Source organism: Methylobacterium tardum (genome assembly GCF_023546765.1).
Taxonomy (GTDB): domain Bacteria; phylum Pseudomonadota; class Alphaproteobacteria; order Rhizobiales; family Beijerinckiaceae; genus Methylobacterium; species Methylobacterium tardum.
The window spans coordinates 1949287-1969938 of record NZ_CP097484.1 but is presented as its reverse complement, the minus strand read 5'-3'; the positions used below and the strand labels follow the sequence as shown (position 1 = coordinate 1969938).

The window sequence follows — 20652 nt, the reverse complement described above, 5'->3', positions numbered from 1 at the left end:
TATGATGCACCGTCGCGACATCCTCACCACCATGCTGGGCGCCACCGCGGCCCTGGCGCTCACCCGCACCGCCATCGCGCAGGTCACGCCGGCCGGCGCGATCCCCACCGGCGCCTATCTCCAGATGGCGACCGCCGGCGGCCTGTTCCTGGAGAACACGGCCCGCGACGCCCACGAGAAGACCACGAACCCGATGGTCAGGAAGTTCTCCCGCGCCGAGGTGATCGAGCAGGTGAACCTGTCCCGGAAGATCAGCGCCTATACGGGCGGCGCGCCGATCCCGGCTCCGGGCCCCGCGGCCGCCGGCCCCGGCGGCCTGATCGGCGGCCTTGTCGCGGCACCGGTGGCGGTGGCCGGCGCCGCCGTGAACACGGCGGCCGGCGTCGCGGGCGGCGTTGCGGGCGGGGTCGCCGGGGGTCTCGGCGTCGCGTCGCCCCAGGGCATGACCACCGACGCGCAGAAGGCGCAGATCCTCTCGCAGCTCACCGGCATGCCGCCGGGACCGCAATACGACGCGACCTTCGTGAACGCCTCGCTCCAGGGCCACCAGGAGGCGCTCGGCATCCACGGCAGCTACGCCCAGTCGGGCGAGGATCCGGGCCTGCGCCGGATCGCCCGGGGCGCGCTGCCGCTGATCAACCTGCACATCGCCCAGCTCACCCGCATGCAGGCGCGGATGGGCGGCCAGCAGCCCGGCTGACGCGGGGCCGGGACCCGGTTCGGCGCGGGCACCGCGCCGAACCCGAGAAGAAGCCCGCCGCGGCAGAAGCCGGGCGGGCTTGAAGGTGGTCTCGTCTCGGAGATGGCGTGACCCTAGCGGCCGTCCCGGGGCGGCACATCCCCCATCCGGGTGATGGCCGCCACACGATCCTGCGACCGATTCAGGAGCGCGGCGCGTTCGGTCGGTCTCCGGTCGAGGCGACCCCCAGGACCGGAGATCAGGACCGCGTCAGGCGGCTCAGCACGTCGGCGAGGCTCAGGGAGAACAGGATCGCCGACCAGAACAGCCCGCAGGCCGCCGTGAGGCGGATGAGGGCGTTCGCCCGGTCGAGGCGCATGAACAGCAGCGCGACGAGGCCGGCCTGCGTGGCGGCGATGCCGAAGCTGACCGCCACGGTCCAGGCGCCCAGCGGCGCGTAGGCGGCGGCGCAGCTCAGCGCCAGCAGCGCCATCAGGCCGAGCCAGACCGGCAGGACGTGGCGCCAGACCGTGCCCGCGGAGACGCCGTCGCTCATCCCGCGCGCCCCGCGAGGTAGAGGGCCGGGTAGAGGAACAGCCAGACCATGTCGACGAACCCCCAGTAGAGCAGCGCGACCTCGACCTGCGGATTGCCGGGGAGGCGGTCCCGGTCGCGCCAGCCGATCACGATCAGCCGCGCCACGAGGCCGATGCCGATGGCGAGATGGACCCCGTGGATGCCGGTCGACAGCCAGTAGAAGCCGAAGAACAGCTGCGCGGGCGCCTCCGGCAGCTTGAAGCCCGGTCCCGGCACGAGGTGCCCGGCGATGTCCTCGCGATATTCCAGCCCTTTCACCGCCAGGAAGGCGAGGCCGAGGAGGGCGGTTGCCGCGAGGCACCAGAGGGTCATCCGGCTCAAGGAGGCGTGCTCGGAGGCGCGCGAGGCCGCCGCCGCGGTCAGGCCGCTGGTCAGCAGGAGCGCGGTGTTGAGGGTGCCGTAGACGATGTTGGTCTCGCGGGCGGCGGCCGCGAAGGCCTCCGCGTGCTCGGCCCGCACGGCGGCGTAGAACAGGAACAGCGCCCCGAAGAACAGCACCTCGCTGGCGATGAAGATCCAGATGCCGAAGGTCGCGCCGAAGCGCTGCCGGGACAGCGCTTCATCCTCGGACAGCCTGAGCCCGTCCCAGGGTTCTCGGAGCAGCGCCTCGGGGACGATGGCGGGGTCGCTCATGTCAGCGAGCCCTGCGAGGGCATGCGCGGCTGGTCGTGCACCGGCTCCGCGCCCTCGGGATGGTAGTTGTAGGGTTTGCCGAGGACCGCCGGGTGGCCGAAGAAATTGTCCCGCGGCGGCGGCGAGGTGGTCCGCCACTCGAGGCCCGAGGCGTTCCACGGATCGTTCACCGCCCGCGCCCCGAAGAACAGCGACCAGGTCAGGTAGCCGAGCGGCATCAGGTAGGCCGCCGCCAGCACCGCCGCCCCGGAGGAGGAGAGCACGTTCCAGACCTGAAACTCCGGCGGATAGACGTGGTAGCGCCGCGGCATGCCGAGATAGCCCGCGATGAATTGCGGGAAGAAGGTCAGGTTGAAGCCGAAGAACATCAGCACCGCGGCGAACTTGGCCCAGACCTCGGGATACATCCGCCCGGTGAATTTCGGCCACCAGAAATGCAGGCCGGCGAAGTAGGCCGACACGGTCGCGCCGACCATGATGTAGTGGAAATGCGCGACGACGAAGTAGGTGTCCTGCACGTGGACGTCGATCGGGATCGAGGCCAGGAACAGCCCGGTCAGGCCGCCGACCGTGAACAGGCCGATGTAGCCCAGCACGTAGAGCATCGGCGATTCGAACCCGACCTGCCCGCGGTAGAGCGTGGCGGTCCAGTTGAACACCTTGATGGCCGAGGGCACCGCGACCACGAAGGACAGGAACGAGAAGATCAGGGCCGCGTAGGGCGACATCCCCGAGGTGAACATGTGGTGGCCCCAGGTGAAGAAGCCGATCACCGCGATCGCCACCAGGGCGTAGACCATGAAGTCGTAGCCGAAGATCCGCCGCCTCGCAAAGCAGGTGATCACCTCCGAGACGATGCCCATGCCGGGCAGGAGCATGATGTAGACGGCCGGGTGCGAGTAGAACCAGAACAGGTGCTGGAACAGGATCGGGTCGCCGCCCCGGGCGGGATCGAAGATCGGCAGGCCTAAGGATCGCTCGGCCACCACGAGGAGGATCGTGAGCGCCAGCACGGGCGTCGCCAGCACGAAGATGATGCTCGTCGTGTACATGGCCCAGACGAACAGCGGCAGGCGGAACCACGTCATCCCGGGCGCCCGCAGCAGGTGCGTGGTCGCGATGAAGTTCACCCCCGTGGCGATGGTCGAGAAGCCTGAGACGAACACCCCGAGCACGCCGATCGTGACGGCCGTGTTGGAGAAGGTGGTGGAGTAGGGGACGTAGAAGGTCCAGCCGGTGTCGATGCCCCCCGCCAGCACCGCGGTGGCGGTGATCAGGCCGCCGATGACGTTGAGATACCAGCTCGCGAGGTTGAGCTTGGGGAAGGCCAGATCCCGCGCCCCGATCATCAGGGGCAGCAGGAAGTTGCCGAAGGTGGTGGGGATCGACGGGATCAGGAAGAACCACACCATGATCACGCCGTGGAGCGTGAACAGCTTGTTGTAGGTGTCGGCGCCGACGAGGTCGGCCTGCGGGGTGAACAGCTCCAGCCGCACCAGCGTGGCGGCTGCGCCGCCGATGAAGAAGAACAGCGTCACCGACAGGGCGTAGAGGATCGCGATGCGCTTGTGGTCGGTGGTGGTGAGCCACGATCCCAACGTGCCGCCGGCCGACAGGTAGCTCTCGGGCAGGCCGAGGGCGAGCTCGTCCGGGTCGGCGAGGCTCGCCGGGCTCTCGGCGACGCGCGTGCTCATGCGGGCACTCCGGATCGGGATGTCTGCGCGGGGATCACGGCCGCACCGCCGGTCCGGCGGGGGCCGGCGTGTCGGCGACGGGGGCGCCGGGCACCATCGCGGGGCTGCGCTCGGGCGCCGTGCCGGGCACCCGCGAGGACAGCGGAGGCAGGCCGGGCGTGCGGATCTCTCGCGGCCCCGCGCCCAGCGAGCGGATATAGGCGGTCAGCGCCTGGATCTCGCCGTCCGAGAGCAGGCCCTGGTAGCTCGGCATGACCGGCGCGTAGCCCGCCACGATGTCCCGCTTCGGCTGGAGGATCGAGTCGCGCACATAGGCGGCATCGACGGTCGCGAGCTTGCCGCCGTCGAGCTGCACCGCCTGCCCCCAGATGCCGGCGAGGCTGGGCGCATGCACGGCGGAGCCGGGCGCGTGACAGCCCGAGCAGCCTCGCTCCGAGAAAAGCCGCGCGCCCTGATGGGCGAGGTCGTCGCCCTCGGGCTGGGCCGAGAGCCAGGCCGCGTAATCCTGCGGCTCCATGACGATCACACGGCCGAGCATGCGGGCGTGGTCGGTGCCGCAATACTCGGTGCACATGAGCTGAAACGTGCCGGTCTTGGTCGCCTGGAACCACGCCTCGGTGGTCTGATCGGGCACCGCGTCGCGCTTCAGACGGAAGGCCGGGATGTAGAAGGAATGGATCACGTCCTGCGAGGTCAGGACCAGGCGCACCGGCACGCCCACCGGCACGTGCAGCTCGTTGATCTCGCGGGCGCCGTTGGAACTTTGCGTCTTCCACATCCACTGCTTGCCGACGACGTGGACTTCGAGCGCGTCCTTGGGCGGCGAGAAGGCCCCGATCTCGGCCGAGGCCGCCCACCAGAAGATGAACACGAAGATGAACAGGGTGGCGGCGGTCCAGCCGATCTCGAACTCGCGGGAGACGACCTCGGGGAGCGGCCCCCGGTCGGCCTTCGAGCCGCGGCGGAAGCGGATCGCGAAGGTGACCAGGAGGCCGACCACGAGGAGCACGATGAAGGCCGAGATCAGGGTCAGGCCGAGGAAGATCCGGTCGACCTTGGCGGCCTGCGTGGAGGCGGCGATGGGCATCAGCCAGGCCGGCATCAGCGATTCCATCAGCGGGCCCCCTCGGAGGCGGCGCGCTGGTGGCTGCCGGGCTGCCCGTCCGGCGCGGGGAGGGCACTCGATGCGCCGCCGCGGCTCCCGAGCGGCGGCACCTGCTCGGGCTGGGCGGGCGCGGCGAAGCCGGCATCGCCCTCCGCGGCGAGGCGGGCCATCGCCGCATCGATCGGCATGCGGGCGATGCCCCTGTCGCGGTCGATCCAGGCATAGCCGGCGAGCCGCGCCTTCTGGTCTCGGAGGAAGGCATCGAGATCGCCCGCCGGTGCCCGCTGCAGGCGCGGTTCCGGGAAGGTGCGGGGCGGCCGCATGAGCGGCAGGCTCACGGTGAGCGTGTAGTAGAGGCGCAGGCCCGCCAGCGTCGCGCCCACGAACAGCACGATGAACAGGCCGGTGAGCAGCACCGGGCGCAGGGCGAGGGTCGCCGCCTCCGTGCCGGGGCGGGCGTGGCCCACGGCGTCGTCGTGCACGCCGGTATGCAGCTGGCCGTCGGCCGCCTGTTCAGGCATGGTGCGGTCTCCGCGACGGTCCGATCCGGGCGAGGCGGCGGCCGACCGGCACCGATACCAGGGCCAGCAGCGCGAGACCCGGGACCGCGAACGCGGCGGCGGCGCCCGCACCGGACTCGTAGGCCGGCAGGACGTACCACGCGAGGTGCAGGGCGACCCCGATCAGCACGAGGAGGCCGACGACCCGCAAGGCGGCGGCGCTCCGCCGGATCCGGGCGAACAGAAGGGCCGCGAAGGGCAGGAGCCCCCCGGTCGCCAGCGACGCGAGGAGGACGGCGATCCAGGGGCCGGTGCCGCGCTTCAGGTACCAGGCCGCCTTCTCGGGCAGGTCGCCGTACCACGCGACGATGTAGGACATCAGGCCCAGGTAGAGGACCCCGAGAAGGGTCGCGAGGATCAGCCCGGCGAGGTCGGAGGCGCGGTCCTCGTCGAGCCCCGGCGGGCTCGCCATCGCGGCCCAGGCCAGGGCCGCCAGGATCTGGTGGAGGGCGATGTTGGCCGCGAAGGCGGAGGACGTGAAGTGCGGCTCCACCGAGAGGATCCAGTCGACCGCCACGAGGCTGATCGTGAGGCCGTAGAAGCTGAGGCCCAGGGCCGCCGCGAGGGGGAGCAGCGGCCGGCGAGGCACAACAGGGCGAGGACCGACCAGCCGACCAGCGCAACGGCCGCCCGCAGGCCGAACAGGGCCGGGTCGAGGTAGAGCTGGACGATGTCCGGCTTCACCGTCCCAGGATCGGCCGCCCAGGGGTAGAGGGCGGGCAGGCTGACGCCCACGCCGAGGAACGCCAGGGCGGCCAGCGGCATCAAGGCGGCGGCCGGGCGCAGGGCGGGGGCCAGGGCCTCGCCCCAGCGGCCGCCGGTGACCCGGTGGATCAGCATCAGGACGAGGCTGCCCACGGGAACCGCGCTCCAGACGAGCCAGGCCAGAAGCCAGCCCCGGGCCAGGGATTCGATCATGGCAGCCGCTCCGCGAGGCCCGGCACGTCGGCGACCCGCGCGCCCTGCGAGAGCTGCAGGGCGCGGATATAGGCGGCGATCGCCCAGCGGTCCCGGGGCGCGACCCGATTGGCGTAGGGGTACATCACCCCGTAGCCCTTGGTGATCACGTCGGCGACGTAGCGGGCCGGCGCCACCCGCAGGCGGTCCTCGTGGAAGGAGGGCGGGGGCGGGAAGCCGCGCTGCACGATCATGCCGTCGCCGTGGCCGGAATGGCCGTGGCAGGGGGTGCAGATCGCCTCGTAGCGTTCCTTGCCGCGGGCGAGGAGCGCCGCGTCGAGATGGGGCGGCGTGTCGAGGTCGGCATCGTAAGCCGCGTCGCCCTGCGCGACGGTCCCCGGCGCGGGCGTCTGCGTCTCGGCCCCGCCCGGGAAGAGCGGTGCCTTGCCGTAGACCTCGTAGCGGTTCTGCACCCGCATCGACGGGTCGTCGCAGGCGGTGAGGCACGCCGCCGTCATCGCGAGCGCAGCGAAGCGACCCAGGGCAGCGGGTCGTCTTCGAACGGGGCGCAACCCAGAGCCGCGGGACGCCTCCGAACGCGGCGCCGCCCTGGGTTGCTTCGCTGCGCTCGCAAAGACGGAGGATCGCCTCATCCGTGCATCTCCGAGACGAGGAGTGCCCCGGCCTCCTCCAGCCGGCGGCGCAGGGGCGCAGGCCCGTCCTTCGGGGCGACGAGCAGCAGGAACCGGTCCTGGCTCGCCCGCTCGAATTGCGGCATGTCGTGGACCGGATGGTTGAGCCGCGGCAGGCCGCAGGCCCAGAGCATCGTGGCAAAGCCCGCCACAGCCGCCGCCAGCACGCCGAACTCGAACGGCACCAGGGAGAAGACCGGCCAGGAATGGAGCGGCCGCCCGCCGGAATTCAGCGGGTAGGCGACCACCGCGCTGTACCATTGCAGGCCGTACATCGCGGCCGCGGCCCCGAAGCCCGCCAGAGCCATGACCAGCCGCACGGGGTTGCGCGGCGGCGCGAGGGCGCCCGACAGCTCCTCCAGCGGGAAGGGCGTGAAGGCGTCGAGCAGGCGGTGGCCGTCGGCGCGGGCGAGCCGCAGCGCCCGGACCAGGGCCTCGGGGGTCTCGAACTCGGCGAGCAGGGGCGCGCTGGTGCTGGCACTCATGCGGCCGCCCCCTCGTCGTGGCTGATCTGCCGGACCTCGTGCATCGAGACGATGGGGAAGATCCGCACCAGCACGAGGAAGCCGAGCACGAACAGGCCGAGCGGGCCGAACAGGATCGCGAGATCGTAGAGGCTCGTGTGATAGGTCCGCCACAGGCTCATCGCGTGGCCGTGCGAGAGCGTGTTCCACACGATCAGGATGCGCTCGAACCACATCCCGACATTGATCACCACCGAGATCGCCGCGAGCGCCCAGAGGTTCCGGCGCGCGAACGGGAACCACAGGGCCTGCGGCACGACGCAGTTGCAGGCGATCAGGGCGTAGTACAGCCAGCGGTAATCGCCCGCGAAGAAGTACCGGACGACGTCGCGGTCGGCATGCTCGCCGCCGTACCAGGCCATGAACCATTCGGTGGCGTAGGACAGGGTCATGACCACGCTGGCGAACAGCATGACCTTGCCCATGACGTCGAAATGGGCCGGCGTGATCACCGCCTGGAGGCTCAGGCCCCAGCGGATGAAGATCGCGATCACCACCACCATGGCGAAGCCGGAATACATTGCGCCGACGACGAAGTAGGGCGGGAAGATGCTCTCCTGCCAGCCCGGCATCAGGCTCGCCGCGAAGTCGAGGCCGACGATCGAGTGCACCGAGCAGACCAGCGGCACGGCGAGCGCCGCCATGGTCTTGTGGTAGGTCTCGTAGACCTGCCAGTGCCGGGCGGAGTTGCGCCAGCCGAGCGCCAGGGCGCCGTAGAGGATCTGGCCGGCCCGGGTCGTGGCCCGGTCGCGCATCGTGGCGAGGTCGGGCAGGAGCCCGGTGAACCAGAACAGGGCCGAGAACAGGATGTAGCTGAGGATCGCCCAGAAATCCCACACCAGGGCCGAGCGCCATTGCGGCCAGAGGTCCATGGTGTTGGGGTAGGGCGCCAGCCAGTAGGCGTAGAGCGGCCGCCCGAGATGGATGATCGGGAAGATCCCGGCGATGCCGGCGGCGAACAGGGTCATCGCCTCGGCGAAGCGGTTGATCGAGGCGCGCCAGCGCTGGCGCGTGAGCAGCAGCATCGGCGAGATCAGCGTGCCGGCATTGCCGATGCCGATCCACCAGACGTAGTTGGCGATCGAGAAGCCCCAGACCACGGTGGTGTTCACCCCCGACAGGCCGATCCCCACGGTGAGCACCGCGCCGATCGCCCCGAGCGTCACCAGCACGAAGGGCAGGGTGGCGAGCAGCGCAATGAACCAGACCTTGCCCGGCCTCCGCTTCTGGATCGGGTCTGCGATCGCCGCCGAGATCGCGCCGTGGCTGAGCTGGGCCGGGGCGATCCAGCGATGGGCCTGCGTGCCGCCGCTCATGTCCGCCCCCCGAGATCCGGGTTCGGGGCATGCAGGTCGGCGAGGTAGGTGGTGCGCGGCCGCGTGTTCAGCTCCTCCATCAGGGCGTAGTGCCTCGGATCCTGGCGCAGGGCGCGGATCGGATCATCCGGCTTGGCAAGGTCGCCGAAGGTGATCGCCCGGGTCGGGCAGGCGGATTGGCAGGCGGTCGAGACCGGCCCCATCGGCCGGCCGTCGCGCTCGGCCTCCTGCCGTGCGTTGGCGATCCGCTGGACGCAGTAGGTGCACTTCTCCATCACGCCGCGGGCGCGGACCGTGACGTTCGGGTTGTGCTGCGCCTTGATGCTCTCGGCGCCCATGGTCGCGTAGGGCTGCCCGTCGGCATAGCCGAAGAAGTTGAAGCGCCGGACCTTGTAGGGGCAGTTCGCCTCGCAGAAGCGCGTGCCGACGCAGCGATTGTAGACTTGGAGGTTCAGCCCCTCGCCGTCATGGACCGAGGCCGCCACTGGGCAGACCGGCTCGCAGGGCGCGTGCTCGCAATGCATGCACGGAACCGGCTGAAACCCGGCGTTGACCGCTTCGGGCGTGCCGGAATCGTAGAGATCAACCCGCAGCCAGTGCATGATCCGGCCCCGGGCGATCTCCTCCGGGCCGACCACCGGCACGTTGTTCTCGGACTGGCAGGCGACCACGCAGGCATTGCAGCCGATGCAGGCGTGCGTGTCGATCACCATCGCCCAGGCATGGCCGTCCGCGTCGCCCTGCCACGGATCGAGGAGCGTCGGCTGGTCGGTGCCGATGCCCTTAGACTCTGCGCGAGGAAGCTCGGCCAAGGCGATCTGCCGAAACAGTTTTTTCGTCTCGCCCTCGATCTGCGTATAGTTCTGGGTGCGCAGCACCTCGCCGCTCTGTCCGGTCTTTCCCAGGCTCACGCCGGCCAGGAGGCGCGGGGCCGCCTTCGTGGCGAGGCGATAGCTGTCCGCGCCGACGCCGTTGCCGATCGCCCCGGCCCGGGGGCGGCCGTAGCCAAAGGTGAGCGCACCGGCCCCGTCGGCAACGCCCGATTCCACCGCGACCAGCGCCTCGATCTGGCGGCCGTTCAGCCCGACAGCGACGAGGTCCCCCGCCTCCAGGCCGCGCCGCGTCGCCTCGGCTTGCGACAGCGCCAGCGCGTTGCCCCAGACCTGCTTGGAGACCGGCTTCGGGCATTCCTGCAGCCAGGCATTGTTGGCGTAGCGGCCGTCGTACAGGCAGGGATCGGCGCGCAGCTCCACGGCGAAACCCTCGGCCGGGGGCGCCGGCAGGGTCGGCAGCCGCGCCGCGCCCGGATCGACCGGGGCGGCGGCACTGCCGGGGATGAGTCCGTCGTGCAGCGCCTTCCGCCACCAGCCCTCGAAATCGGCGCCGGCGCGGTCGCGCCACGTCGCCCGGACGATGTCGTAGCCAGAGGTGGCGGGCGCGCCGGCGAGCAGGGACAGGATCTCGTGCGCCGAGCGGCCGCCGTAGAGGGGCCGGACCAGGGGCTGGACGAGGCTCGCGGTGCCGTCGCGGGCGCGCAGGTCCGACCAGCTCTCCAGCTCGTGGGCCAGCGGCAGGTGCCAGTGCGTGACGCCGGCGGTCTCGTCGCCGTGCAGCCCGGCCTGGACCGAGAAGCCGGCCCGCCCGAGCCTGTCCGCGAAGCCGAGGTCGGCGGGCGCCGTCTGGACCGGGTTGCAGCCGAGGATGGCCAGGCAGGTGACCGCGCCGCCCTCGAGATCCGCCGCCAGGGACGCGAGATCGGCCGGTGCGCGGTCGCCCGCCCCGTCGAGCGGCGCCGTGTAGGTGACCGGCGCCTTGAGCCGGCCGTTGATCCAGTGGCCGAGGGCGTGCAGCTCGGGCGGCAGGGCGTCGCCGACCAGGACCAGGGCCCGGCCCTCGGCCCCGCGCAGATCCGCCGCCGCAGCGGCGGCGAAGCGGGCGGCCTCTTGCGGCAGGTCGGGCGCGGGGAGGGCCGCGCCGAGCGCATTGGCCAGGGCGGCCAGGAGGGCGCCCGCGTCGCGGGGATGGAGGGCGCAGCGGGCATCGGCCTTGATGCCGGTCTGGGTCAGCGCGGTCTCGGCGACGTAGAGCCGGCCGAACCGGGCCGAATCGCGGCGGCGGTCGATGAAGGCGCGGCCGAACCGGATCTGGTCCGGCCCCGGCCCGAGCGGGTCGGCGCCGACGCACAGGATCGTCTCGGCCCGGCCGGGATCCGGCAGGGCGCGCAAGGGGCGGCCGAAGGCGAGCTCCGCCCCACGGAGCGATGCCGCGTCGTCCAGGGGCTCGTGGACGTGCCAGGCGGCGTCCGGCATCGCCTGGAGCAGGGCCGCGATCTGGCGCAGGAGCGTCGGCGACGTGACGTGCCCGGTCAGCAGGCGGAAGCCCTTGCCCTTCTGCCGGCGCGCCTCGGCCAGGGGCGCGGCCAGCGCCCGCTCGACCATGTCCCAGGAGGCGATGCCGTTCACCCGCTCGGTGACCGTGCGAGAGCGGTCGGGATCGTAGAGGTCGAGGATCGCGGCCTCGGCGAAGACGTCGGTGGCCCCGAGGCTCGCGGGGTGCAGCGGGTTGCCCTCGATCTTGATCGGCCGCCCATCCACCGCGATGGCGTGGACGCCCCGCGCCCAGCCGCCGAGCGACAGCGCGGTGGCGTAGCGCTCCGGCACGCCGGGCAGCAGCCGCTCCGGCTGCACCACGTAGGGCACCAGCTCCTCGGAGGGTTTCGAGCAGGCGCCGAGGCCCGCCGCGAGGCCCGCGGAGAGCAGGCCCAGGGCCTCGCGGCGGGAGGGGGCGGTCAGCGGTGGCATATGGAGCACTCGCTGAGCCGCTCGGGGGATTTGATGTGGTAGGCCTTCGCGAGCTCGGCCCCGACGGTCTTCTGGTCGGCCGGCGGCGTCCAGTGCGTGTCGAACACAGCCTCGCGGGGGCGCAGGTTCGGGGCCGGGTCGCGGTGGCAGTCGAGGCACCAGCCCATGGTGAGCGGTGCCACCTGCCGGATCAGCTTCATAGTCTGGACTTCGCCGTGGCAGGTGGTGCAGCCGACGCCCTTGGCCACGTGCACGGCATGGTTGAAGTAGACGTAGTGCGGCAGGGTATGGACCTTGCGCCACAGGAGCGGGCGCCCCTCGGCCAGGCTGGTCCGCACCGGCGCCAGCATCGGCGCGTTGGTCCAGATCTGCGAGTGGCAGCTCATGCAGGTCTCGGTCGGCGGGATCCCCGGGAAGGCGGCCTTCTCCACGGAGGTGTGGCAGTAGCGGCAATCGATCCCGAGGCCGCCGACATGGTGCTCGTGGCTGAACGGGACCGGCTGCTCGCGGGTCACGTCCTGCTGGGTGGCGTAGGGCGACCGCCAGACCGCGTAGGCGAGGCCCATCGACAGGACCGGGACCACAGCTACCGAGGCCAGGACGACCCGGGCGACCGTGTCGGCACCCGGACGGAAGATCTGCACCATTCCGGGCGTTCACCTCCCCGCGGCGTGAAAACCGTCAGACGCGTCGGTCGGCTTTCCGGGCCGCAGCTCCGCATCGAGGGATAGCCGCGGTCCCGGGATCGAGCGTCAATCTATGTTGGCGTGCCCGGCGCGTAGCGCCGGACCATGGCGGCGCAGAACTCCGCGTATTCCGCGCGGACCAGCGGCGCACTGGTGTGATGGGGCGTGATGCCCCGGTGCTCCGGCGTGAAGCAGAAGGTGACGGTGACGTCGAAATCCTTCAGCGCCTCCATCTGCCGGTCGAACCAGTCGAGCGCCCCCGGGCGGAAGCTGTCGGCCCAGGACAGGCCGGTGCGCAGGTAGCGCACGCCCAGCCGCTTCATCCACGCCACGGCCTCGTCGAGCCGGTGGTCCTCGAAATGGAACCACTGGCACAGGCCGATCTCCGGCGTGTGGCGGGCGAAGCTCTCCAGGGCGATCTTCGGGGTGCCGTCCTGGCGCAGCAGGCCCATGTGGAAGTGCCGGTAATAGGAGGAGCCCTCGGCCTCCCTGTGGCGGGTGGTGGCCTCCCATTCCCGCGGCAGGTCGTAGAGGCTGTACCAGTGGATCCGCGGCGCCCGGCCGGAGAGCAGCTCGAGGGTCCGGCGCAGGCCCCAATCCTGCACCTCCTCGGCGCCGAAGGTCGAGACGCCGACCTCCGAGACCCAGACCGGCAGGTTCGTGACCGCGCGGATCTCGTCGACCTTGGCCGGCCAGTCGTGGATCGACCACAGGTTCCAGTCGAGGGGGAAGCCGTGCACCGCCACCGCGTCGACGGCGTCGAGCACGCCGCGTCCCTCCATGTTGCGGATGAAGATCGGATCGATCGGCGAGATGCCGCCGAGCACGCGGGTCAGGGCCGGGTTCACCGCCCGGATCGCGTGGCCCGCCTCCTTGACCATCTCGGCGAAGAGCAGCCAGTCGGGGTCGATCTCCGGGTCCCAGTGCGATTTGTTGTTGGGCTCGTTCCAGAGCATCACCGAGTCGATCATCGCGTGCTTCCGCGTTCGTGAGTCTCCGCCCGCGCGGGGTATTCGGCTCCCAGCCCGTAGGGGACCGGCGCGGTGCGGCAGAGATAGACCTCGGCCTCGGGCTGGGCCGCGATGGAGAAGCCGCTCGCCCGCAGCATCGCCTCGATGCCGGCACGGTTCGGGATCCACCAGTTGGTCCAGTCGTGGGCGTAGGCATGCTCGGCGAAGTGCATCTTCGGGTAACCGGGCCGCTCGAACTGGTCCATGTCCCAGAAATCGTAATCCTCGGCGACCGGCTCGACCGCCCGGCTGCCGCGCAGCATCGACTGGAACACGAGCAGATCGCCGGCCACGTGCTCGCGGATCAGGTCGAGGGCGAGCAGCGGGTGGCGCAGGTGGTAGAGCACCCCCATGAACAGCACGATGTCGAACCGCTCGCCCAGCGCGCCGACGTCATAGACCGAAAGGTTGCGGAACTCGATCTCCTGCCCGAGGCTGGCGGCGGCGAAGCGGGCCTGGGCGAGGTAGCGGTCGTCGGCATCGAGGCCGAGCACCCGGGCCGCGCCGCGCCGCTTCATCTCGATGGCGTAGAAGCCGCCGTTGCAGCCGATATCGAGGACGCTCTTGCCGGTGAGATCGGCGGGCAGCGCGTCGGCGAAGCGCCGCCACTTCACCCCCGGATAATCGCCGAGGAAATGGTCCGGGGCGGTCCAGATCCCGCCGCCGAGATCGATGTTGTGGAACCAGGGTCCGAGGGCGTCGGCCTGCCGGCGCAGATCGGAGGCCGTCATGGTGCGATCCGTTCGTTGAGGGAGACGACGCGCCCGCCCCCGGGCCAGAGGGCGAGCTCGCTGCAGGAGGCCGGATCGACCACGATCCGGTCATAGGCGTCGAGGCCGAGGCCCAGGACCTTGAGGAGCGCGGCCCGGATCACGTCGGCATGGCTCACCAGGATGGCGGGCACGCCGTCCTCGGCGAGGCTCTCGAGGACCCGGCCGATCCGGTCTTGCGCCTCCGCCATGCTCTCGCCGCCCGGCGGCCGGGCCGTGGTCCGGGCCGTGTTCCAGAGGGTCCAGGCGGGCTCGGCCGCGAGGTCGTCGACGGCGCGGCCCGTCCAGTCGCCGAACGCGATCTCGTCGAGGCCCGGCTCGGTCACGACCGCCAGGCCGAGAGACGCGGCGATCGGGGAAGCGGTCTCGGCCGTGCGTTCGCGCGGGCTCGCCAGCACGAGACCGGCGCCGCTCCCGGCGAGACGGCGGGCGAGGGCCTGCGCCTCGGCGCGTCCGGTCTCGCTCAGCGAGACGCCCGGCATGCGCCCGCACAGGATCCGCCCGAGCCGGTCATGGCTGCCGTGGCGGACGAGGAAGACCTGCCTCATGAGGCGGTCGGGCTCGCCATGGACGCGGCTCCCCCCGGCGCGAGCCCCGCCATCACGCCTCCTCGCCCGCCACGAAGCGCAGGGTCCGCTCCCGCGCCTCCGTGTCGGTGAACTGCCGGGGCGGCGACTTCATGAAGTAGCTCGACGGGCCCTCGAGGGCGCCGCCGAGGCCCCGGTCGAGGGCGAGGCGGGCGCAGCGCACCGCGTCGATCACGATGCCGGCGGAGTTCGGCGAATCCCACACTTCGAGCTTCAGCTCGATGTTGAGCGGCACGCCGCCGAAGGCGGTGCCCTCCAGCCGGATATGCGCCCATTTCCGGTCTGTCAGCCACGGCACGTGGTCGCTCGGGCCGACATGGACGTCGCCCGGTGCCAGCGGCGCGTCGAGCTGGCTCGTCACCGCCCGGGTCTTCGAGAGCTTCTTCGATTCCAGCCGCTCGCGCTCGAGCATGTTCAGGAAGTCGGCGTTGCCGCCGAAATTGAGCTGGTAGGTCCGGTCGAGCCGCACGCCGCGCTCGCGCATCAGGTTCGCCAGCACCCGGTGCACGATGGTGGCGCCGACCTGGCTCTTGATGTCGTCACCGACGATCGGCAGCCCTTTGGCGGCGAAGCGCTCCGCCCATTCCGGGTTCGACGCGATGAAGACCGGGATGCAGTTCACGAAGGCGCAGCCGGCCTGGAGCGCGCATTCGGCGTAGAACTCGGTGGCCGCCTGGGAGCCCACCGGCAGGTAGGAGACGAGCACCTGCGTGCCGGTGCGGGTGAGTTCCGCCGCCACATCGGCCACCGGCTCGGGCGATTCCGCGATCACCCCCTCCAGGTAGCGTCCGATCCCGTCATGGGTCGGCCCGCGCCGCACCGTGACGCCGGTCGCCGGCACCGCGGCGAAGACCTGCGTGTTGTTGGGCTCGGCCAGGATCGCCTCGGACAGATCCCGTCCGACCTTGGCGGCGGTCACGTCGAAGGCCGAGACGACCGCGATGTCGCGCACCCGGTAGCCGCCGAGATCGGGCGACATCAGGCCGGGCACGGCCTCGCCGGAAGCCGCATCGCGGTAATGATGCAGCCCCTGCACGAAGGACGAGGCGCAGTTGCCGATCCCGACGAGGCCGACACGGATGGGAGAGACGGCCATCAGCGCCTCGGCCGCAGGAAGCGGGGTTCAGCCGGCGACAAAGGCGCGCTCCTCGATCGATGGCAGCGGCCGGCGCGGGGCGATCTCGCGGGAGAACCACGCGATCGTCGCCTCCAGACCTTCCTCGAGCGACACCTTGGGCGACCAGTCGAGCAGGGTCTCGGCGCGGGTGATGTCGGGCCGGCGGCGCTGGGGATCGTCCACCGGCAGCGGCCGGCGCACGATCCGGGACGGGGTTTCGGTCATCCGCACGACGAGGTCGACCAGCTCGCCCACGGTCATCTCCCGGGGATTGCCGAGGTTGACCGGGCCGTCGAGGGGCGTCTCGGCGCGCATCAGGCGCAGCAGACCGCCGACCAGATCGCTGACGTAGCAGAAGGAGCGGGTCTGCTCGCCGTTGCCGTAGACCGTGATGTCGTCGCCCGCGAGCGCCGGCAGATCACGTTGGAGACCACGCGGCCGTCATCGGCCCGCATCCGCGGCCCGTAGGTGTTGAAGATGCGGGCGACCCGGATGTCGAGGCCGTGGCGGCGCTCGAAATCGAAGGTCAGGGTCTCGGCGGAGCGCTTGCCCTCGTCGTAGCAGGCGCGCGGCCCCGTGGGATTCACGTTGCCCCAGTAGGATTCCTGCTGCGGGTGCCGCTCCGGATCGCCGTAGACCTCGCTGGTCGAGGCCTGGAGGAAGCGCGCGCCGGCGTCCCGGGCGAGTTCCAGGAGCCGGCCGGTGCCGAGCACGCTGGTCATCATCGTGTGGACCGGATCCGCCTGATAATGCGGCGGCGAGGCCGCGCAGGCGAGGTTGAACACGCGGTCGAAGCGCGGCAGCGGCGGCAGCGGCTCGGTGACGTCCGCCTCGGCGAAGTCGAGGCGCGGCTCGTTGGCGAGATGCGCGAGATTCGCGTGCCGCCCGGTCAGCAGGCTGTCGATGCAGGTGACGCGGGCCCCGTCACCGATGAGCGCGTCGATCAGATGCGAGCCGATGAACCCTGCGCCGCCGGCGACGAGGACTCGGAGACCCCTCCCGTTTGCCACCATCATTCTCCCGCGTACCTAATGACCGATGACCGCGAGGTCGGACGCGGCCGGACGGCCGGCGCCCCGCCGGGTTCGCGCTTCCGCGAGGACATGTTCGAGATCCGCCGCGCGCGCGGCCGCCGTGTGCCGCGCGAGGATCGCCGTGCGGGCCGCCTGACCCAGGCGGCGCCGCTCCGCCTCGGACCGCGTGCGCAAGGTGGACAGGACCTCCTCCGGCCCCTCCGGCAGCAGGATCTCGCGCTCCGGGACGAGCAGCGTCTCGAGCCCGTCCCACCGATCGGAGATCACCGGCGTGCCGCAGGCCCCCGCCTCGAACAGGCGCACGCTCGGGCTCCAGCCGGCCCGGACCATGTCGGCGCGGGTGACGTTCAGGGTGTAGCGGCTCGCCGCGTAGAAGTCGGGGTGCCGGTCCGGCGGCAGGTGCTCGATCCGCTCGACGTTGGCGGGCCAGTCGATGCCGGCCGGGTATTGGGGACCCGCCACCGCGAAGCGCAGCTCCGGGGCGCGGCGGGCCGGCTCGATCAGCAGGCGCTCCAGGGCGGGCTGCCGGTCCGGGCTGTAGGTCCCGAGATAGCTGAGATCGTAGCGCGCCGGCCGGTCGAGAGCCGGGTAGGCCTCCGGATCGACCGAGCAATAGAGGGCCCGGGCGGCCGGTGCCCCGTAGGTCCGCTCCAGGCGCCGCAGGGTCGGGCCGCCCGTGAACGACAGGTAGAGGTCGTAGTCGCGGATCTGGTCGGCCGCGAGATACGCGCAGGTGCCGGTCTCCAGCGCCGCCAGGGTCACCGGCGTGTCGATGTCGTAGAAGGCGGTGACGCCCCACGCCCAATCGAGCACGCGCGCGCCGGCCGCGATGCCATCGGGCACGTAGGAGCCGACGATCACGGCATCCGCCGCGGCGATCGCGCCGCGGTGCTCCGCGAGTCCGTCGAGGTCGGCGTAGAGGGCGAGGTCGCAGAAGCCGGGCTCGGCCAGGTCGCGGTGGGCGGCGTACCAGGGCACGTCGCGCTCCAGGAACAGCACGTCGTGGCCGCGGCCGGCGAAGGCCTTGAGCAGCGCCCGGTACGTGGTGGCGTGCCCGTTCCCCCAGGACGAGGACAGGCTCAAGCCCAGGACGACGAGGCGCAGCGGGGCCTGCGGGGCCGCGCTCACGCGACGCTCCGCCGGGCCGCGCCCACGGCCTCCGCCTTGCGGGCCGCCTCGGCTCGCAGGATCGCGTCGACCTCGACGGCCCGGCGCGCATAGGTGTGCTCGGCCGTGATACGGCGACGCGCGGCCTCGCCGATGGCGCGGGCGCGCTCCGGGGTCAGGGCGGCGATGTGGTCGGCGACGTCCCGCCCGTCCCGGGCGACCAGCACCTCGCTCCCGTCGTCGAGGAACAGGCCGAGGCCCTCCCAGGCATCGGTGATCAGGCAGGCGCCGGCGCCCGCCGCCTCGAAGACGCGGGTGGCGGGGGAGAAGCCCACCGCCGCCATGCTGTCGCGGGCGATGTTCAGGACGGCCAAGGGCGTCGTGTTGAAGGCGTTGTGCTCGCGCGTGTAGACGTGCCCGAGATGCCGGACGTTCAGCGGCAGGCCGCGGCTCTCCCAGCCGTTGCCGCCGATCAGGAAGGACCGCTCAGGCAGGCGCGCCGCGGCGGCGAGGAAGAACTTCTCGACGCGGGCCTCGCGGTCGGGCAGGCGGTTGCCCAGGAAGGCGAGATCGGCCGCGAAGCGCGGCTCCGGCGGAACCGGGAAATGGGTGTCCGGGTCCAGGGCGTTGTAGATCGGGATGCAGGCCCGGGCGCCGAAGCCCTCGTAGGCCGTGACAACCGGCGGGCCGCCTCCGTAGGTGAGCACGAGGTCGAGGTCGGGCAGGGCGCGGCGGAGCGCATGGTCGGGGTCGGCGCGCATCTCGGCGAGCGTCGCCGGGGCGTCGACGTCCCAGAAGATCCGCACCGCCTCGGGACGGGATGCGGCGATCACGCCGTGGAGCAGTTCATCGTCGAACACCCCGACGCCGCTCGCCTTCACCACCACGTCGGCCTGCGCCGCCTCGGCGATGACCGCGCGCGCCGCCTCGATCGTCGCCGGATAGACTGTCACCGCCGCGTAGGGCGGCGGCTCGATGTCCCGGTGCTGCTGCCGGTCGAAGGCGTCCGGCTCGTAGAAGGTGATCGTGTGGCCGTGCTGCGCCAGGGCGCTGAGCATGCCCCGGTAATAAGTCGCGGCGCCGTTCCAGTAGGACGACAGCAGGGAGGAGCCGTAGAAGGCGATCTTCATGCGGTGGCCTCCAGGGTGACGGGCGCTCGCAGGCCTCCGGCAAGACTCTCGGCGATGCCGAGCAGTTCCTCGGCCCGGTGCGCGCAGGTGTGGCGCGCCCGGATCGTGGCGAGGCCGGAAGCCGCGAGCGCCGCCCGCAGGCCGGCATCCGCCTGCAGGGCGCGCAGGTGGCTTTCCATCTCGGCGCCGGTGCGGGCCACGAGGTAGTCCCGGCCCGGCCGGAACAGGTCTTCCGCGTCGTCCCAGGGGGCGCAGACCAGGGGGATGCCGCAGGCGAGCGCCTCGAACACGCGGATCGTCGGAATGCCGGGCAGGCGCTCCACGTAGAAGCGCCGCGGCACGTGGATTGTGGCGAGATGCCGGGCGAACAAACCCGGCGCCGCGGCGTTCGCCGCCCAGCCGTGATAGCGGGCGCCGGTGCGCCTCAGGGTCGCGAGCGCCGCCTCGGGGTAGCGCACGCCGTAGATGTCGAGGGGCAGCCCGACCTGGGCGGCCGGGCGGAACAGGTAGGTCTCGAGTTCCGCGCTGCGCTCGTCGTCGCCCCAATTGCCGATCCAGACGAGCCCGGCGCGCGCGCCTTCCTCGGCGGGCGGATGGAACAGGCGGGTGTCGGCGGCCTCGTGCCAGACGAAGACGCGGCGCCCCCAGCCTTTCGCCCGGTAGACGGCGGCCAGGGTCTCCCCGAAGGCCAGCACGCCGTCGTAGCCGGAAAGATCGAAGCGCTCCATCTCCGCCGGGGCGCTCACCGCCCGGTGGTGCGTGTCGTGGAACAGGAGCGTGTAGCGCGCGCCGCGGCGCCGGGCGGCGCCCAGGGCCGCGACCAGGGCCGGATCGCTCCATTCGTGGACCAAGACGAGGTCACAATCCGCCACGCGTTCGACCACGGCATCGACCGCCGCGTAGCGCGCGGAGGCGAGCTCCGGATAGGCCGCCCGGTAGGCGTCGAGGCCGGCATCGCCGTGATCGCGCACGAGGTTCTCGAGGCTCCAGGCGCCCTCCGGCTCGTAGGCGGCGACATCGTGGCCGCGCGCCATCAGCGCGCGCAGGACGCCGCGCAGGAAATGGGCGTTGCCGTGATTCCAGCACGAAGCCAGCGAGTGGGTGAAGTAGGCGATCCTCATGCGGCGGCTCCGCCGAGCCGCGCCGGCGCCCCGGCGAGGAGGCCGTGCAGCACGCCGAGCACGCCCTCGGTCATGGCGTCGGCTCCGTAGCGGCCGGCGCGCTGTGCAGCGGCCGCGCCGGCGGCTTCGCGCCGGACGGGATCGTCCAGGAAGCCCTGCACGGCCTCGGCCGCGGCGGCATCGTCGTCCGCGCCCACGAAGGCCGCCACCCCGTCCCACAGCTCGCGGAAGCTCGGGATATCCGACAGGACCAGGGCGCAGCCCGAAGCGGCGGCCTCCAGCACGGCGAGGCCGAACGGCTCGTAGCGGGCGAGCGAGATGAAGACCGGTCGGCCGGCGAGTTCCGCGGCGATCCCCGCGTCGCCGAGCCGCCCGAGACGATGCAGGTGGCGCGTCTCGCCCCGCGCACCGTTCGGCCCGTCCAGGGCGCCGGCGGCGCGCAGCGGCACCGACAGGCGTGCGGCGACGCGGTCCAGGGCGGCGGCGTTCTTCGCCCGGTCCCAGAGGCGGCCGGCCGTGAAGGCGACGGGCGCGGCCGCCCGGGGCGGCACGCCGCTCGGCGCGCGCCCGTTGCGGACCACCACGGGTAGCC

Annotated in this window: 19 protein-coding genes and 2 pseudogenes; 1 reads left to right on the top strand and 20 read right to left on the bottom strand. The window is 71.9% G+C overall.

What is annotated here, in order from left to right:
- Nucleotides 1–4 precede the first annotated feature (4 nt).
- Complete coding sequence (locus M6G65_RS09255) at nucleotides 5–700, top strand: DUF4142 domain-containing protein (protein WP_238195845.1); 696 nt, start codon at nucleotides 5–7, stop codon at nucleotides 698–700.
- A 238-nt stretch (nucleotides 701–938) separates the two neighbouring features.
- Here M6G65_RS09255 and M6G65_RS09250 read toward each other — a convergent pair whose 3' ends face one another.
- The 20 genes and pseudogenes from M6G65_RS09250 to M6G65_RS09155 all read right to left on the bottom strand — a co-directional run bounded on the left by M6G65_RS09250 (nucleotide 939) and on the right by M6G65_RS09155 (nucleotide 20644).
- Nucleotides 939–1235: a cytochrome C oxidase subunit IV family protein gene (locus M6G65_RS09250; RefSeq protein ID WP_238195731.1), complete on the bottom strand. Its 297-nt coding sequence runs from the start codon at nucleotides 1233–1235 to the stop codon at nucleotides 939–941.
- Complete coding sequence (locus tag M6G65_RS09245; protein ID WP_238195732.1) at nucleotides 1232–1909, bottom strand: cytochrome c oxidase subunit 3; 678 nt, start codon at nucleotides 1907–1909, stop codon at nucleotides 1232–1234. Before M6G65_RS09245 ends, M6G65_RS09250 begins: the two co-directional genes overlap by 4 nt.
- The gene (gene ctaD / locus M6G65_RS09240) at nucleotides 1906–3603 is read right to left on the bottom strand and encodes a cytochrome c oxidase subunit I (RefSeq protein WP_238195733.1); all 1698 of its coding nucleotides are present in this window, start codon (nucleotides 3601–3603) and stop codon (nucleotides 1906–1908) included. The genes M6G65_RS09245 and ctaD overlap by 4 nt, the downstream gene beginning before the upstream one ends.
- A 34-nt stretch (nucleotides 3604–3637) precedes the next feature.
- On the bottom strand, nucleotides 3638–4720 hold the full coding sequence (gene coxB / locus M6G65_RS09235; protein WP_238195846.1) for a cytochrome c oxidase subunit II: 1083 nt from the start codon (nucleotides 4718–4720) through the stop codon (nucleotides 3638–3640).
- Nucleotides 4717–5229: a hypothetical protein gene (locus M6G65_RS09230; RefSeq protein ID WP_238195734.1), complete on the bottom strand. Its 513-nt coding sequence runs from the start codon at nucleotides 5227–5229 to the stop codon at nucleotides 4717–4719. The genes coxB and M6G65_RS09230 overlap by 4 nt, the downstream gene beginning before the upstream one ends.
- Nucleotides 5222–6186, bottom strand: a pseudogene (locus tag M6G65_RS09225) (hypothetical protein). The gene M6G65_RS09230 and the pseudogene M6G65_RS09225 overlap by 8 nt, the downstream one beginning before the upstream one ends.
- The gene (locus tag M6G65_RS09220; protein WP_250103848.1) at nucleotides 6183–6683 is read right to left on the bottom strand and encodes a c-type cytochrome; all 501 of its coding nucleotides are present in this window, start codon (nucleotides 6681–6683) and stop codon (nucleotides 6183–6185) included. Before M6G65_RS09220 ends, M6G65_RS09225 begins: the two are co-directional and overlap by 4 nt.
- 131 nt (nucleotides 6684–6814) lie before the next feature.
- Entirely contained in the window at nucleotides 6815–7342 is a 528-nt protein-coding gene (locus M6G65_RS09215) for a DUF3341 domain-containing protein (RefSeq protein WP_238195737.1), read from the bottom strand.
- The gene (gene nrfD / locus M6G65_RS09210) at nucleotides 7339–8697 is read right to left on the bottom strand and encodes an NrfD/PsrC family molybdoenzyme membrane anchor subunit (RefSeq protein ID WP_250103847.1); all 1359 of its coding nucleotides are present in this window, start codon (nucleotides 8695–8697) and stop codon (nucleotides 7339–7341) included. The genes M6G65_RS09215 and nrfD overlap by 4 nt, the downstream gene beginning before the upstream one ends.
- Nucleotides 8694–11498 carry a 4Fe-4S dicluster domain-containing protein gene (locus M6G65_RS09205; RefSeq protein ID WP_238195739.1) on the bottom strand — a complete coding sequence of 935 codons (2805 nt, stop codon included), beginning with the start codon at nucleotides 11496–11498 and terminating at the stop codon, nucleotides 8694–8696. The genes nrfD and M6G65_RS09205 overlap by 4 nt, the downstream gene beginning before the upstream one ends.
- On the bottom strand, nucleotides 11486–12145 hold the full coding sequence (locus tag M6G65_RS09200; protein ID WP_238195740.1) for a cytochrome c3 family protein: 660 nt from the start codon (nucleotides 12143–12145) through the stop codon (nucleotides 11486–11488). The genes M6G65_RS09205 and M6G65_RS09200 overlap by 13 nt, the downstream gene beginning before the upstream one ends.
- A gap of 110 nt (nucleotides 12146–12255) precedes the next feature.
- Nucleotides 12256–13155: a glycoside hydrolase 5 family protein gene (locus M6G65_RS09195; protein WP_238195741.1), complete on the bottom strand. Its 900-nt coding sequence runs from the start codon at nucleotides 13153–13155 to the stop codon at nucleotides 12256–12258.
- Nucleotides 13152–13925, bottom strand: a complete 774-nt coding sequence (locus M6G65_RS09190; RefSeq protein ID WP_250103846.1) for a TIGR04290 family methyltransferase — start codon at nucleotides 13923–13925, stop codon at nucleotides 13152–13154. Before M6G65_RS09190 ends, M6G65_RS09195 begins: the two co-directional genes overlap by 4 nt.
- Nucleotides 13922–14512 (bottom strand): histidine phosphatase family protein, encoded by a 591-nt coding sequence (locus M6G65_RS09185; protein WP_250103845.1) that lies wholly within the window; start codon nucleotides 14510–14512, stop codon nucleotides 13922–13924. The genes M6G65_RS09190 and M6G65_RS09185 overlap by 4 nt, the downstream gene beginning before the upstream one ends.
- A gap of 52 nt (nucleotides 14513–14564) precedes the next feature.
- Nucleotides 14565–15647, bottom strand: a complete 1083-nt coding sequence (locus M6G65_RS09180) for an inositol-3-phosphate synthase (RefSeq protein ID WP_238195744.1) — start codon at nucleotides 15645–15647, stop codon at nucleotides 14565–14567.
- Nucleotides 15648–15674: 27 nt separating this feature from the next.
- Nucleotides 15675–16681, bottom strand: a pseudogene (locus M6G65_RS09175) (UDP-glucuronic acid decarboxylase family protein).
- 15 nt (nucleotides 16682–16696) lie between these two features.
- Nucleotides 16697–17830, bottom strand: a complete 1134-nt coding sequence (locus M6G65_RS09170; protein WP_238195745.1) for a CgeB family protein — start codon at nucleotides 17828–17830, stop codon at nucleotides 16697–16699.
- Nucleotides 17827–18939 (bottom strand): CgeB family protein, encoded by a 1113-nt coding sequence (locus M6G65_RS09165; protein WP_238195746.1) that lies wholly within the window; start codon nucleotides 18937–18939, stop codon nucleotides 17827–17829. Before M6G65_RS09165 ends, M6G65_RS09170 begins: the two co-directional genes overlap by 4 nt.
- Nucleotides 18936–20060 carry a CgeB family protein gene (locus tag M6G65_RS09160; RefSeq protein WP_238195747.1) on the bottom strand — a complete coding sequence of 375 codons (1125 nt, stop codon included), beginning with the start codon at nucleotides 20058–20060 and terminating at the stop codon, nucleotides 18936–18938. Before M6G65_RS09160 ends, M6G65_RS09165 begins: the two co-directional genes overlap by 4 nt.
- Nucleotides 20057–20644: a glycosyltransferase gene (locus M6G65_RS09155; protein ID WP_250103844.1), complete on the bottom strand. Its 588-nt coding sequence runs from the start codon at nucleotides 20642–20644 to the stop codon at nucleotides 20057–20059. The genes M6G65_RS09160 and M6G65_RS09155 overlap by 4 nt, the downstream gene beginning before the upstream one ends.
- Nucleotides 20645–20652: the final 8 nt, after the last annotated feature.